The sequence below is a fragment of the Enterobacter chengduensis genome (assembly GCF_001984825.2).
Classification (GTDB): Bacteria; Pseudomonadota; Gammaproteobacteria; order Enterobacterales; family Enterobacteriaceae; genus Enterobacter; species Enterobacter chengduensis.
In genome coordinates this window covers 35,659-49,887 of sequence record NZ_CP043318.1, presented here as the reverse complement: position 1 = coordinate 49,887, position 14,229 = coordinate 35,659, and the positions used below count along the sequence as shown (strand labels likewise).

Here is a 14,229-nt window from a genome sequence, read left to right as displayed (position 1 = left end):
CAACATCGCAGGGGAGAACATGGGTTCCACACGTAAAGGGATGCTAAACGTCCTGATCGCCGCCGTATTATGGGGCAGTTCAGGGGTTTGCGCGCAGTACATCATGGAGAAAAGCCACATCTCTTCGCCTTACCTGACCATGGTTCGCCTGCTGTTTACCGGCGTGATCCTGCTGACGCTGTCGTTCGTTCACGGCGACAAGATTTTCTCGGTCGTCAAGCATCGTAAAGACGCCCTCAGCCTGCTGTTCTTCTCGCTGGTTGGCGCGCTTACCGTGCAGCTCACCTTCCTGCTGACGATTGAAAAATCCAACGCTGCGACCGCCACCGTGCTGCAGTTCCTCTCACCGACCATTATCGTGGCATGGTTTGCGCTGGCGCGAAAAAAGCGTCCCGGCGCGTTTGTCCTGTCAGCGATTTTTACGTCGTTGATCGGTACCTTTCTGCTGGTGACTCACGGCGACCCAACCTCGCTCTCCATCTCCCCTGCCGCGCTGTTCTTCGGCATCGCCTCGGCCTTTGCCGCCGCGTTTTATACGACGTACCCGTCAACGCTGATCGCCCGCTACGGCACGCTGCCGATTGTCGGCTGGAGTATGTTGATTGCCGGGCTAATGCTGACGCCGTTCTACGCCGGACGCGGCACCACCTTTGCGATCGACGGCAGCCTGCTGCTGGCGTTTTTCTACCTGGTGGTGATCGGTACGGCGCTGACGTTCAGCCTGTATCTGAAAGGCGCACAGATGATTGGCGGGCCGAAGGCGAGCATTTTGAGCTGCGCCGAACCCTTGAGCAGCGCGCTGCTGTCGGTGGTTTTGCTGGGCGTGGCGTTCACCCTGCCGGACTGGCTGGGGACGCTGCTGATTGTGTCGTCGGTGGTGTTGATTTCGATGGATTCGCGCAGAAGGGTTAAGGCATCGGCGTAGCGAATGTCCCCTCACCCCGGCCCTCTCCCCAAAGGGGCGAGGGTGAAAAGACAGCACCGAGCAGTCCCCTCTCCCCTATGGGGAGAGGGTTAGGGTGAGGGGAAAATTGACTACTTCGCCTTAACCTTCCCCGCCACCAGCAGCGCGGTCAGCAGCATCAGCGTGCCGGAAATCACCAGCGGTGACGTCAGCCCAAGGTGGTCGAGCGCCAAGCCGCCCACCGCCGCGCCGCAGGTGTTCGCCAGCTGGATCACCGCCACCTGAATCGACCCGGCTTTTTCCGCCTGATCGGCAAGCGAGCGGGTGATCCACGTTGACCAGCCCACCGGCACCAGCGCAAAGGCAAAGCCCCAGACAATCGCAATGGCTGACGCAACCCACTTGTCGCTGCCCCACAGCACCAGTACCGTAGCGCTCGCCGCCAGCACCAGCGGTGCCCCCGCCAGCGCCACCTTCAGAGAGCGTTTCAGGAACTGTGACGACAGCGAGGTGCCGACAAAGCTGGCGATACCGAAACTCAGCAGCACCAGCGTCAGGCCATCCACGTCAAAGCCCGCCATGGTCATATACACCGGGCGAATGTAGGTAAAGAAGGCAAACTGTCCGGCGAAGGACATGAAAATAGCGGTCATCCCTGCCAGCACGCCGGGGCGCTTCAGCAATGCGAACATGTTCTGTTTATGGTGCGCCGCTTCGCCCGGCAGCGACGGCAGCGCTTTCCACACCCAAATGATGCAGAGCAGGCCCATCACCGCCGCCGCGTTGAAGACGTTACGCCAGCCGATAATCCCCCCGAGGAAGCTGCCCAGCGGCGCGGCAATCACCAGCGCGATGGAGACCGCACCAAAGATAACAGACAGCGCTTTCGGCACCGTACGGGCGGGTACCAGACGCATGGTCAGCGAGGCGGACATCGCCCAGAAGCCGCCGAGCCCCAGCCCCAGACAGGCGCGCCCGAGCAGCAGCAGGGTAAAGCTTTCCGCCAAGGAGACCAGCAGGCAGGAGAGCGTCAGCAGGACGCTAAACAGAATGACCACTTTGCGGCGGTCGATGGTGCCAATCACCTGGGTGATAAACAGGCTGGCAAACATCGCCACAAACGCGGTCACGGTGACGGACTGCCCCGCCACGCCTTCGGAAATACCCAGATCCTGCGCCATTGGCGTCAGCAGGCTGACCGGCAGAAACTCAACGGTGATCAGGCAAGCAACGCAGAACGCCACGGAAAAAACCGCCGACCAGTTGGGGCGTGAAACCTCTTTGGTCTGCGGCGGGGTCGTGGGCTGGATATGTTCTGTCATGGCATCACCTGAAGATAAAAACGTGCGGAAAAGTCGCGCAGTTTATCATCAAAAGTGTGACGGATTTAACGATTTGACAACTTTTGTCGTTTTTAAAGGGGATCAGTGCAGGTAAAACACGCCCTCTTCCGGCAGGAAAAGCTGGTTGTAGCGCAGCTGGAAGGCGTTAAGCTCCTGCGGGTCTGGCTCCATCTCGCGCATAAAGCCGAGTGCGAGGCGGATTTGCGCATCGGTGATCGGCGCAGCAAGGCGCGCTTTACGCAGCATGCGGTGCCAGGTATGCACATTCTCTTCGCTGGCGTCGACGATGCAGACCTGCCAGATCAGCAGCACCTGGGCAGCGTTCTGCAGATGCGCCTCGTCGGGGCGTTCAAGGTAGCGGATAAACTCATTGCCCGGCGTTTTACCGAACTGGTCAATCATCGACTCGACCGGCATCGGGGTGATCCCCAACCGCTCGCTTAAGCGTTTGATGGCGCGGCGGGAATCTGAGGTCAGGACGCGAAATCCCACCACAAACACCACGGCAAGCGTTGCCAGCATTATCCAGACCATGCGTTCTCCTTAGACTAGCCGCTCATCATAGCGGGAAACGCAGCGCGTCAACAGCGGGCAGCGACATAATAGTAAACGGAAAAGAGGTGGAAAAACGTCATGAAAGCGGATCTGCGCACGCTGGATCTTAACCTGCTGAAAACGCTGGATGCCCTTCTGGACGAACGCAGCGTCACCCGCGCGGCGGCGCGCCTTGCGCTCACCCAGCCCGCGGTAAGCGGCATGCTCAGCCGCCTGCGGGATTACTTTGAAGACCCGCTGTTTATCCGCGCGCCGCACGGCATCGTGCCTACCACCCGGGCAGAAGAACTGGCGACACCGATAAAACGCATTCTGGCGGATATCAACGTACTGTTGCAGCCCGTCGCTTTTGATCCGCTTACGGCGAACCTGACCTTCACGATTGCCACCACCGACTACGCATTACGCGCGGTGATCGTGCCGTTTATCGCCGCGCTAAAGGTGCAGGCTCCCGGCATTCGCGTGCGCGTAGTGCCGGTCGAGCCCGATCGTCTGGTAAACCAGCTCGAACAGGGCAACATTGACCTCGCCCTGCTGACGCAGCACACCACGCCGCAGGCGCTTCACAGCCGCGCGCTTTATGATGAACGGTACGTTTGCATGATGCGCGCCAATCACCCGGAGGCCGCAAAACCGCTGACCCTCGACCGTTTCTGCGCGCTTGAGCATGTGCTGGTTTCCTACGAGGGAGAGGGTTTTCACGGCGTGACCGACGAGGCGCTGGCAAAAATTGGCCGCACGCGTCACGTAGGCCTGTCGGTGAGCAGCTTTTTGGTGCTGCTGGGGGCGAGTGGGCGGAAAGGGTAAATTACCCCCTGCCGCCACATAACGTTTCGACTACTTTGGCTCCATCCAGCGCACCGAAAAATAGCCGTCATTAATACCTTCCGTGCGCTGTACATCATGCACAAACCACGCATACAGCACGGATGCATCCACGCACCATCTTACGGGAGGTGCAGTGCCATCATGCCCCGCTGCGCCACACGCCAGGAAAGTCTCAGCGCGCAAGCGCGCCGGTTCAAGAATATTTTCCAGATATAACTGCGGGGGATAATGGAACTGTTGGGTGAGCAAAAGGTTCGCCGCATTCGCCACATCCGACAGCCAGCCCCAGTGCTTTTTCAACGCCACGATATTATCCGTTACCCTTCCCACTTCCTGATGTGCCTGCGAAGACAAGCCCAGCAGCCCTGCTACAGAAGATGTTGACGTCACAATCCCGCTACGGATCCCCTCCAGGCGGCGCAGTTCACTCTTGTATTCGTAAAACTGACGCCCCAGCCACTCAAAATACCCGTCGAGATGGCGATTCAGCGCCCGGTAGCTCAGGGCATTCGCATTTACCGCCTGCTGATACGTCTTCACCCATTGGTCAACAGTCTGGCTTTCGACGCTGTCCTGTATGTTCATATAAGACCAGACGATACGGTCAGTATTATATAGAGCATTTAAATCAGGGAAGGGAACACCGGCCTTCATGGCCTCCTGATACATTTTGCGTAGCGGAACCCGGCTGAGTTCTGCACTCGGTTTCTGCTGATCTGACTTTAATCCACCCCCAATATCATCGCTGCATCCCGGCATCAGCATCTCCTGATGCTCATATCCTTCTCGCCCCGTACGGTATACGCAGCGCCAGCGACGGCGCTCATGTGCCGCCACCAGATGTAGCGAATGTCTGACGGCCTTAGGAAGCGGCGACTGATGGCCAAGGTATTTACGCCCGAAAAGACTGACAATTTTCCCAGCCATTTCCGAATATTTTCCCGGGGTCCACTCCATCACGCTGCTGGCATAGTCCAGGCCGTTGTCGCTGCTCATCGGCGTGTCCCGAGAGCAGTCGAATAGCCCGGCAAACACAATATCAACCGGGATTCCCTTAAAAATTGTTTTTCCATCAATGCGTTGTTCACATAAATCTTCCAGCAACAGATCAATAAACTGCCGGGCCAGCGTTCCGCCCATATCGAAGCCAAACACCGACAACGAAATCAGACGAACGGGTACTTCCCCTTGCTTCTGTGCATCCTCAACGGCGCGCTCAAAACGTATCTTGACACTGTTCAACCGGGTATCAGCGCCGCTCACAGTGCTATAGGCAAAAAATTCGCTATCCCGCAGCCAAGGGGTGGCCTCAATATCTGCCTTTATAGCCCCCTTCAGGGTGGTTTCGACCATAAGCTTGTGCAGACCTTTAGGCGTCAGCAGCTTTTGCCTAAGCTCATTGAGAGCATCAGGCGTACTGGCACCGCCCGCTTTTGATTTAAAAATATCTTTAAGCACATCGGTGGGCTGGTCTTTCAGGGCGTCCTGCACCGAATTAATCGTTCCGTCCATAAACTGCTGGAGAGCTTCGCCCTCCCTTTCCAGGAACGGGGTTCCCAGCCCTGGAATATAAAATTTCGAGTATGTTGTACCTGGTAGGCTGTCTTCTGGGGTAGGAAATGCCCTAAATAGGCGTGAAATATTACTCAGCCTATTTTCTGGTGCATCCTGTTCAATATTGCGCCCCACGCCGTCAAAAAAGAACCCGATATGAAGTGTACGTGAGCAATTCCCCAACCCGTATTCACTGGCTTGGGATGCCCTGTTCGCCGCCGCAATGCAGGCATTCAGATCAAATGCCATTTTCATTTTCCTTCAAGAAGCGGTGAGGGGGTATAGTTCGGGCTACGCGGATCGTACGGAGAGAACGCGTTATCGCTCCACCCCAGCAGCACCTTGTCTCCCGGTAAGAAATAGACATGCAGGTCATTCTCACCCCGCTTACGCTCAGGTAACTGTATTACCACCCGCCGTTGCTCAGGACGCATCCCTCTTTCATACTGTGGCCCAGTGACGCTGAGCGTCCAGATCACCTCCGCTGTCCTTCCCTTAATCATGCCGCAGCAGGTTGCTGCCACCCCACCGTATGTTCCGCGTTTATTGGGGTTATGTGCCGATGAGTTTGGACCAGCCACTCCGTTCACACTGAATCCCAGAATCGGTCGGTTAATTCGGGTATGAATTATCAGCGCAACACCTCCCATCGGAGGCGCCCAGAACATCACCCAGACCATCCAGCCCAGGACAAACACCACCGGCAGCGCAACAGCGCTCCACAGCCAAACTTTTTTCCTGGCGTAAAAGCGCGTCACTGCCCCATCCACCTCTTTAAGCCGTTTAAAAAAGCCCATCCGTTAAAACTCCCTTAAGATGAGATGCCAGAAATCACCTGGCTTAAGCTGATTTGACCATTCAGGATCCGGGGTAAAGCGGCGCTAAAGCGTTCGGATTCCAGCATCTTTTTTGCGCCATTGAGATAGCAAATCGCATAAAGCATTCGGTCTACAGGCTTCTCCAGCCCCACCTTATCCGCTTTATTCAGCGCCTTTATCACCAGCAATCTCTGGGCGCAGGGTGATATGCCCTTGCTGGCCGGCATCGTCTGCCATTCTTTCAGAACAGAGGTTATTTCGGGCTTGTCGGAAATCCGCTGCCAGGTGGCGTTATCCAGTCGGATGACATGATCAGCAGAGTTTTCATTACAGGAGGCTGAAATACTGAGCAGCTGCCACTGCGCTTCTGCCGGTATCCACCATTGCGAAATGCCCCTAAACAGGGAAACGTGCCAATCATGCGCTGCACAGTTAGCAAGAACCTGAATGACGTGGCTGGCATAAAAGCGAACCAGCACCGCCGTACCTTCCGGGGGCACGATGGTGCATCCGCGCGATAACTGCACGGCCAGCGATGGGGGATAACGGGTTGAGATAATGACGGCAACGCAGCCCGGTATTGTTTCCAGATACGCCTTAAGCTGCTCTTTATCATCTACCTCCAGCAGCCAGGGGCCGTAGTTCTGAAGTTCCGTCAGCTGCGGGTGGATATAAAGTGAATGCAGTCTGCTTTCGTGGCTGGCCTTAAACGCGAGAAACGCCTCTTCCGGCTGCGCGCCTGCTTCAAACAGGAGGCAAATATTCTCATCCGATTTGACGGGCAAAGCGGCTAGTAACGCTGTCTTATCCATCGTTATGCTCCCTGCACAATGACGTCGTTGTCCTGAATCGCTTTTAGCAGGCACGGGATACAGATTTTGTCCATCATCGCCGGGTTAATCTCCGGGAATTCCACGGGCTGCGATGCAGGCCCCGTCAGATGCGTCCGCCTAATCTTGCGCGTGTACGTCATGTCCGTCACGTACTCTATTTTCCCGCCCCCGATGAGGATCACCTTCTTCTTTCCCGCAAACAGCATGTCGACCGCCGATATCAGGCTCACCCTCTGCTCCGCGATGAGGTGCATTTCCCCGTTCTGCGCCTGTATCTGCACCGGCCCTTCGCTGGCGTTCAGCGTCAGGGCAGCGCTTCTCGCAAACAGCCCCAGGCTTTCCCCCGCAAGCACTGCCGTGTGGCTCAGCGACCCGCTGCTGATATCCCCGCCCGCGTTCACGGCGACGTTTTGCGCGGCCGTCAGCTGAATATGCTCCCCGCAGGTGAACGCCACGCCCTGCGGCCCGTGGAAGTGCAGCATCCCGTTCAGCGGCGCCAGCCGCCGGGCGAACATCGCCTGCTGGCCGTCAGCGGTGATGAACAGCCCCTTCGCCACCCGAATGACCCCGTATTCGTCGGTCCGGAGCTCAAACCCCGTCCCGCGCAGCTGGTCCTGCGCGTCCACGAGATACCCCTGGCCGAGCTGCGTGCTGCCGTAAGGCGTGGTCAGGGCGATGTGCTCCTGCCCGCGCCGGTTCTCCATCCGCAGCTCGTTGTCTGCCGCCGTGCACAGGATGTTCTGGCTGCGGTTATCCCGGGTGACGATGTCCCGGTGCGCCGAGTCGTGGAACGCGTGGGCGATGTACGGGCGGTCAATGTCGCCCCGTCGTACGCAATCCCCACCTCCGTCCCGTCGGCAAGCGGCGTGTGCCAGCCGTACGTGTCGCCGGAATACGGCTTCGCCTGGCGTATCCACAGGTAGCTGTAGCCCGGCTGAAGTCCAGCTTCACACGGTAGCGCCCCTCGCGGTCCTGGTGCACGTAGATATCGCCCTTCTCCCGGCTCTCAATACGCGCCGGCAGCGTGCCGTACACCTGCGGGCGCGGCTGTCGTTTATCTCAAGCGAGTAACGGGTCTGCCCGTCAAAGAGCGCCTGCAAGTTATCCATAACATAACCCTACAAAAAATAGTACAAAGGGCTTATGGTGACATGCGCAGGATAAAAGTTAAACAACTGAAAAATAGAAAAATTCTGAAAAGTACTCAGCGCGCCTGAAGCCCTTTCAGCAGCGCCTTGTGGAAGCGGGCTGGATCCTGCATCTGCGGCGCGTGGCCCATGTCGTTAAATTCAACCAGCGTCGCGTGCGGGATGCGCTTTGCCGTCTCTTTCCCCAGCACCGCATAGTTGCCGAGCGTCTTGCGGATCTCCGGTGGGGCGAGATCTTTCCCGATGGCGGTGTTGTCCTTCGTGCCGATCATCAATAATACCGGCATCTTCAGCTCGTTAAATTCATAGACGACCGGCTGGGTATAAATCATGTCGTAGAGCAGCGCCGAGTTCCACGCCACGCGCGCTTTGCCCGGCCCGTTGTTTAACCCGGCAAGCATGGTGACCCAGCGCTCGTACTCCGGCTTCCACTCCCCGGCGTAGTAGGTGTTTTTCTCGTACTGACGGATACCCTCGGCGCTGACCTTTAGCTCGCGCTGGTACCACTGGTCGACCGTAATATGCGGCACGCCGCGCGCTTTCCAGTCTTCAAGCCCTATTGGGTTCACCATCACCAGCTGCTCCACCTGCTGCGGCCACATCAGCGCGTAGCGGGTCGCCAGCATGCCGCCGGTCGAATGGCCGATAACCGTGACGCGATCGACGCCCAGCGTTTTCAGCAGCGCGTGGGTGTTATCCGCCAGCTGCTGGAAGGTGTACTGATAATGCTCCGGCTTGGTGGATTTGCAGAAGCCGATCTGGTCGGGTGCGATCACGCGAAACCCGCTGGCTGAAAGCGCGCGGATCGTGCCGTCCCAGGTGCCAGCACAGAAGTTTTTGCCGTGCATCAGCACCACGGTGCGGCCGTTGGGTTTTTCCGGCTTCACGTCCAGGTAAGCCATATCCAGAGACTGGTTCTGCGAGGTAAAGGTAAAGTGTTTTACCGGCCAGCCGTAGTCAAAACCTTCCAGCTTCTCGCCGTAGGTGGGGGCATTCGCGGCCATTGTGGGGGATGCCAGCGCCATCAGCAGCGCCAGGCAGGATAATCGTCGGGCCAACATGCAAGCTCTCCGTTAGCAAAAGGGGCTAAGGCTGCACGAAAGGCGGCAGCAAAAAAACTGTAGAGCATGGAGAGGGGCAGGTATGTAAAGCGGGGTAAAGGTAGTCCGTGCAAAATAAAAAAAGCCCGACGGTCAGCCGGGCAAAGAAGTCACCTGCACACTCAGGCTGCTTTCAATTTCTGCACTCGCCTTTCGCGGCGAATCTTACGTTCTTCCAGCACCGCAACCATCGCCATCAGGACGATACAGCCAATCGCTGCCGCATCCAGCGCCGCGAAGGTACCCGCCCAGCCGGTGAGGCCGAAAATCGGCGTGCCGTCGGCGATCATCCCCAGCCCCAGCTTGGCGAAGCTGTCGCCGATCAGGTAGGCGAAGGTGCCCTTAATCCCATCGGCGGCGCCGATCGCTTTTTTCGGGACAAACCCAACCGCCGCCACGCCGATCAGCAGCTGCGGACCAAACACCAGGAAGCCGAGCGCGAACAGGGAAGCCAGGTAAACGTACTGGTTGCTGGCGTGCTGGTAGACGCCGAGGGTGGCGATAATCAGCGCCAGCGCGACGCAGGCCACGAGCGCGCGACGGCCGTTGGCGAGATCGGAGAGCCAGCCCCACAGCAGCGTGCCGACCAGCGCGCCCACTTCGAACAGGGTGAAGCCCTGAATCGCCACCTCTTTAGAGAGCTTCAGCTCCTGGAAGGCGTAAACGGTGGACCACTGGTCGATGCCGATACGCACCACGTAGAGGAAGATGTTCGAGAAGCAGAGCAGCCAGATCACTTTGTTTTTCAGCACGTACTCAACAAAGATCTGCCATTTGGTCATCTCGTTTTCTTCGGTCTCTTTATCCTCTTCGCTGATCTCCTCGCCGAACAGCTCTTCGGCTTTGCCGAGGCCGTAAGATTCCGGGGAGTCGCTGCCGTAGCGCAGGCCGATAAAGCCAACAATCAGGGCGATAATCGACGGGAAGATGAACATGCCGATCACGTGACCGTCGAACAGGACGTTTGCACCGAACAGCGCCACGCCTGCCGCACCCGCCCCGCCGAGGTTATGCGAGATGTTCCACATGCCGAGGTACGAACCGCGCTTGCGGCGCGGGGTCCATTTGGTGATGGTCGAGTAGCTGCACGAACCGCCGGTACTCTGGAAGAAACCGCTCAGGGCGTAGAAGGCGATCATCATGAACAGGCTGACGGAGCCCGCGCCCATGCTGGCGCTGAAGCCGAGCATACAGATGGCGGAGAGGATCAGCATAAACGGCAGGAACTGCTTGGTATTTTTACCGTCCGCATAGTAGGAAACGACGGTTTTCCCCACGCCGTAGGTGATGGAGAAGCCCAGGCCAATCATCCCCAGCTGCGTCATGCTCAGCCCGTAGGTTGAGATCATGTCGTTCTGCGCAATGTTAAAGTTTTTGCGGATCAGGTACATGGTCAGATAGCCGATGAAGACCACCAGATACGACTGCATGAACGGTTTGAACCACATCTTGCGCCGCACGTCGAGCGGCAGATCCAGGGTCGGCTTGCGCACCTGGTTTAAGAAGGCCAGCATGGTTGGTTTACTCCTGAGCTGATTTTTGCAGCATTGTAAAAATCAGCCGGGAGAGATGCCTGAGACAGCGTCCAGGTAAAACCGGGAAAATTTCTTAGTTTTAGGCCACTCGGGGCGAAAAGGTGAGGCGCATCACATCACGCTGGCCTCGCGCGGGGCCTGCGCATGCAGAAATGGCAGCAGCAGCAGGGCGGAGATCCCCGCCGCGATGGCGATGACCGCGAAGAAACCGCTCCAGTGCCAGGTGTCGATCACCCGCGCCAGCGGCCAGCCGGAGAGGGATGCTCCAAGATAGGCAAACAGCCCGACAAACCCCGTCGCCGCGCCCGCCGCCTCTTTGTGCGAGCACTCCGCCGCCGCCATGCCGATCAGCATCTGCGGGCCAAACACGAAGAAGCCGGTGGTGAAGAAGCATGCCGCCTGCATCACGTAGCTGGCGAACGGCATCAGCCACAGCGAGCCGACGGAGAGCAGTATCCCGGCGGCGAAGATCAGGTTCATCGGGCCGCGGTTGCCGTTAAACAGCTTGTCCGAGCCCCAGCCCGCCACCAGCGCGCCGATAAACCCGCCCAGCTCGAACATCGTCACCGCCGAGTTGGCCGTAACCAGATCCACGCCGAGCGTCTCGGACATGTACAGGTTGCCCCAGTCGTTGATCGCCGCCCGGACCACGTAGACCAGCACGTAGCAGAGCGAGAGTAGCCAGATGTAGGGATTTTTCAGCACGTATTTAGTGAGGATCTCTTTGCGGGTCAGCCCCGCCCCTTCCTGCTGCTGGGCGATCTCCATCTCGTCGTGCCGCCAGTCGCCCACCGCCGGCAGGCCAACGGTTTGCGGCCTGTCGCGCAGGCGCCAGCAGAGGAACAGCCCGGCGACAATTGCGAGGCCACCGGCAATCATCATCCCGGCACGCCAGCCGTAGTGCAGCGCCGCAGCGCCCACCACGATAGGGATCAGCGCCCCGCCGACGTTATGCGCGGTGTTCCAGATTGCCCACCAGCCGCCGCGCTCGTTGCGCGAGTACCAGGCGGTGAGCAGGCGGGCGCAGACCGGCGCGCCCCAGCCCTGGAAAAAGGCGTTCAGCGCCCACAGCAGGGCAAAGGCCCACAGGGAGGTTGAAAAGCCAAATAAAATGTTCACCACGCCGGTCGCCATCAGCCCAGCGCCCATAAAATAGCGCGCGTTGGAGCGGTCGCTGACGATGCCGGAGAAGAACTTCGACAGGCCGTAGCTGATGTAAAACAGCGTCGCCAGCAGGCCGATATCGGTACGCGTCATCACGCCGCTGGAGAGGATTTCCGGCGCGGCGGCGTTGAAGCTTTTGCGGGTGAAGTAAAACAGCGCGTAGCCGAGCCAGATGGTCATCAGGATATGGCGACGCCAGTAGCGGTAGCGGGCGTCGATCTCCGCTTTATCGCCAATCGGCGCGGCGTTCGCGGGGGTTTTAAACATGGTGGCTCCTTAGCGGCAGGCTGACGCTGACGCGCGTCCCGTGGGTGCAGGAGAGGTTCAGCGTGCCGCCCAGCGCCTTGACGCGCTCGCGCATCCCCGCCAGGCCAAAGCCCTGCTGGCCGGATCCCGGCGGCAGGCCGCAGCCATCGTCTTCAATCACCAGCATCAGGCGCTCGTCCTGCTGCCAGCCCTGGATCGTCACCGCGCTGGCGTTAGCGTGCTTAACGATATTGTTCAGCCCCTCCTGACAGACGCGAAACAGGGTCACGCGCTGGCCTTCGCTCAGCGCCCGTTCATCAATACGCCAGTCGAGATGGCTGACGATGCCGCGGCTTTCCAGCTCCATCTCGCGCATCAGGGAACGCACCGCCTGCTCCAGCGACAGATCGTCCAGCTGGCGCGGGCGCAGCCGTCCCAGCAACCGGCGAACGGAATCATAGACACCCAGCGAAAGCTGTTCGATATGCGCCCCGCCCTGCTTCACGCCCGCGTTTTCCGCCGCCAGGCGCTGGACAATGCCCGCCTGGGTGCGGATGGCGGTGATGGTCTGGCCGATATCGTCGTGCAGCTCGCGCGCCACCTCCTGCCGCACGCTCTCTTCGGTCTCCAGCAGACGCTCCGCCAGACGGCGGTTGCGCGCCAGCTCGGTTTGCAGGGACTGGTTCAGCTCGCGCAGACGCTGGATCCCCGCCCCCAGCAGCAGCCCGGTCAGGCTCTGGGCCAGCAGGGAAAGCAGCAGATCGACGGGGTGATCGTGCCAGGTCTGGCTGGCAATGAGCGCGATGGCGTTCATCAGCGTGGCGATCAGCGCCCCCTGCCAGCCGTAGTGCCAGGCCAGGGCGATAATCGGCAGCGCCAGGCAAAACGGCGTGAAGCGTGAAAGCTCGGCGGGCAGGCCGAGCTGTAGCCAGAGGCTCACCACAAACAGCAGCAGATACCAGATAAGGTGCCGGGCGCGCCAGTTGACGGGCTGGGAGACCAGCGCAGGACCGAGCGGCTGCCAGACGGTGCTGGTGAGGTAGTGCCAGATGACAAGGCAGGTCGGGGCCAGCGTCAGGCCGCCGGTGAGGGTCAGCAGCAGGGCGTTAAGCATCTCCTTCTCGCCGACCCACGGCAGGGACTGCAGCAGCGCGGCGGCAATCAGCGCCGCCCCCTGGCGCAGCAGGGTGCGCCAGTCGCGCTGGTGGCGGTAGCGGGAAATGAGGGCAACCGGGAGAAGCGTGAGCAGGCTTCCGATCATCAATAAGGGCAGATGTGCGAGAGCCACTTCCTGCGCCAGCCAGACCAGCACCAGCCACTCGGCCCCCAGCAAAACGGGCCAGTAGCCGCGCGGGCACTGGAGCATTAACCCCAGACGCAGGCCGAAGGGGAACAGCAGCACCGCCAGCTCCGGGCGCTCCACCAGATGCAGGCTAATGCTCCACAGGCAGAACCAGGCGGCGGAGAAGATAAAAAAACTGGCGACGACGGCGATCAGCCGTGAAAACGCGGAGCTCATTGCCAGCCGTCGAACATGCGGCGCGCCAGCTCGACGTCGTTACTGACGTTGAGTTTTTCCATCAGGTTGGCGCGGTGGACGTGAACGGTTTTTGGCGACAGGTCCAGCTCTACGGCAATCTCTTTCACCGACATCCCCTGTGCGAGCTTCTCGGCGACCTGACGCTCGCGTCTGGTGAGCGGATCCTGACGCCCGGCCGCCAGCTTGATGGCGATATCCGGTGTTAAATAGCAGCCGCCGGTGGAGACGGTGCGCACGGCGGCGATCAGCTCGTCCGGGCTACAGCGTTTTGAGAGGAACCCGCGTGCGCCCGCGTTGAGCGCCTGCTCGACCAGCGCCGGGCTGTCGTGGACCGAGAGCATGATCGTCGCCATCCCTTTCGGCAGCTGGCTTAGCAGCTCCAGACCGGAGAGATCCGGCATTGAGATATCGCAGATGCAGACCTGCACCCCACGCCCCGGCAGGCCCGCCAGCGCCTCGCGACCGGAGCCAAACTCGGCCACGACCTGAAAATCGGGTTCGAGGTTGAGAAGCTGGGCAAAGCCGGAGCGGACGATAAGGTGGTCGTCGATAAGCGCGATGGTGGTCATGGTGTGATCCTGATGCGTGAACGCGCCGGATGGCGCTGCGCTTATCCGGCCTACGGGCAAGGTGTTTGTAGGCCGGATAAGCGCAGCGCCAT

At 59.6% G+C, this 14,229-nt stretch carries 11 protein-coding genes and 2 pseudogenes; 2 read left to right on the top strand and 11 right to left on the bottom strand.

Annotated elements, in window-relative coordinates; all coding sequences use genetic code 11:
- The first annotated feature begins 19 nt into the window (after positions 1-19).
- Positions 20-925 carry an EamA family transporter gene (locus tag FY206_RS00225; RefSeq protein WP_032644211.1) on the top strand — a complete coding sequence of 302 codons (906 nt, stop codon included), beginning with the start codon at positions 20-22 and terminating at the stop codon, positions 923-925.
- A 110-nt stretch (positions 926-1,035) separates the two neighbouring features.
- On the opposite strand, the gene nepI is transcribed toward FY206_RS00225, so the two are convergent.
- Positions 1,036-2,226 carry a purine ribonucleoside efflux pump NepI gene (gene nepI, locus FY206_RS00220; protein WP_077064363.1) on the bottom strand — a complete coding sequence of 397 codons (1,191 nt, stop codon included), beginning with the start codon at positions 2,224-2,226 and terminating at the stop codon, positions 1,036-1,038.
- 102 nt (positions 2,227-2,328) lie between these two features.
- Entirely contained in the window at positions 2,329-2,781 is a 453-nt protein-coding gene (locus FY206_RS00215) for a DUF1198 domain-containing protein (RefSeq protein ID WP_032644213.1), read from the bottom strand.
- Between the two features lie 99 nt (positions 2,782-2,880).
- Between FY206_RS00215 and FY206_RS00210 the strand changes: the two are divergent.
- Positions 2,881-3,582 (top strand): annotated as a pseudogene (locus FY206_RS00210) (LysR family transcriptional regulator); the annotation flags it as partial.
- A gap of 57 nt (positions 3,583-3,639) precedes the next feature.
- Here FY206_RS00210 and FY206_RS00205 read toward each other — a convergent pair.
- From FY206_RS00205 to uhpA, 9 genes and pseudogenes are all read right to left on the bottom strand, one after another.
- On the bottom strand, positions 3,640-5,433 hold the full coding sequence (locus FY206_RS00205; protein ID WP_032644214.1) for a phospholipase effector Tle1 domain-containing protein: 1,794 nt from the start codon (positions 5,431-5,433) through the stop codon (positions 3,640-3,642).
- A gap of 2 nt (positions 5,434-5,435) precedes the next feature.
- Positions 5,436-5,981 (bottom strand): DUF3304 domain-containing protein, encoded by a 546-nt coding sequence (locus FY206_RS00200; protein WP_032644215.1) that lies wholly within the window; start codon positions 5,979-5,981, stop codon positions 5,436-5,438.
- Positions 5,982-5,995: 14 nt separating this feature from the next.
- Positions 5,996-6,814: a DUF4123 domain-containing protein gene (locus FY206_RS00195; RefSeq protein ID WP_032644216.1), complete on the bottom strand. Its 819-nt coding sequence runs from the start codon at positions 6,812-6,814 to the stop codon at positions 5,996-5,998.
- Between the two features lie 2 nt (positions 6,815-6,816).
- Positions 6,817-7,879 (bottom strand): annotated as a pseudogene (locus FY206_RS00190) (DUF2345 domain-containing protein); the annotation flags it as partial.
- A 160-nt stretch (positions 7,880-8,039) separates the two neighbouring features.
- Complete coding sequence (locus FY206_RS00185; protein ID WP_032644217.1) at positions 8,040-9,044, bottom strand: alpha/beta fold hydrolase; 1,005 nt, start codon at positions 9,042-9,044, stop codon at positions 8,040-8,042.
- Between the two features lie 161 nt (positions 9,045-9,205).
- Entirely contained in the window at positions 9,206-10,597 is a 1,392-nt protein-coding gene (gene uhpT / locus FY206_RS00180) for a hexose-6-phosphate:phosphate antiporter (protein WP_032644218.1), read from the bottom strand.
- A gap of 132 nt (positions 10,598-10,729) precedes the next feature.
- A complete protein-coding gene (gene uhpC, locus FY206_RS00175; protein WP_077064362.1) occupies positions 10,730-12,049 on the bottom strand; it encodes an MFS transporter family glucose-6-phosphate receptor UhpC in 1,320 nt (439 codons plus the stop codon).
- Entirely contained in the window at positions 12,042-13,547 is a 1,506-nt protein-coding gene (gene uhpB, locus FY206_RS00170) for a signal transduction histidine-protein kinase/phosphatase UhpB (RefSeq protein WP_032644220.1), read from the bottom strand. The genes uhpC and uhpB overlap by 8 nt, the downstream gene beginning before the upstream one ends.
- Entirely contained in the window at positions 13,544-14,137 is a 594-nt protein-coding gene (gene uhpA / locus FY206_RS00165; protein WP_032644221.1) for a response regulator transcription factor UhpA, read from the bottom strand. Before uhpA ends, uhpB begins: the two co-directional genes overlap by 4 nt.
- Positions 14,138-14,229 lie beyond the last annotated feature (92 nt).

Coding starts and splice junctions, on each gene's coding strand:
- FY206_RS00225 (WP_032644211.1), top strand. CDS start 20: ATGGGTTCCACACGTAAAGGGATGCTAAACGTCCTGATCGCCGCCGTA.
- nepI (WP_077064363.1), bottom strand. CDS start 2,226: ATGACAGAACATATCCAGCCCACGACCCCGCCGCAGACCAAAGAGGTT.
- FY206_RS00215 (WP_032644213.1), bottom strand. CDS start 2,781: ATGGTCTGGATAATGCTGGCAACGCTTGCCGTGGTGTTTGTGGTGGGA.
- FY206_RS00205 (WP_032644214.1), bottom strand. CDS start 5,433: ATGGCATTTGATCTGAATGCCTGCATTGCGGCGGCGAACAGGGCATCC.
- FY206_RS00200 (WP_032644215.1), bottom strand. CDS start 5,981: ATGGGCTTTTTTAAACGGCTTAAAGAGGTGGATGGGGCAGTGACGCGC.
- FY206_RS00195 (WP_032644216.1), bottom strand. CDS start 6,814: ATGGATAAGACAGCGTTACTAGCCGCTTTGCCCGTCAAATCGGATGAG.
- FY206_RS00185 (WP_032644217.1), bottom strand. CDS start 9,044: ATGTTGGCCCGACGATTATCCTGCCTGGCGCTGCTGATGGCGCTGGCA.
- uhpT (WP_032644218.1), bottom strand. CDS start 10,597: ATGCTGGCCTTCTTAAACCAGGTGCGCAAGCCGACCCTGGATCTGCCG.
- uhpC (WP_077064362.1), bottom strand. CDS start 12,049: ATGTTTAAAACCCCCGCGAACGCCGCGCCGATTGGCGATAAAGCGGAG.
- uhpB (WP_032644220.1), bottom strand. CDS start 13,547: ATGAGCTCCGCGTTTTCACGGCTGATCGCCGTCGTCGCCAGTTTTTTT.
- uhpA (WP_032644221.1), bottom strand. CDS start 14,137: ATGACCACCATCGCGCTTATCGACGACCACCTTATCGTCCGCTCCGGC.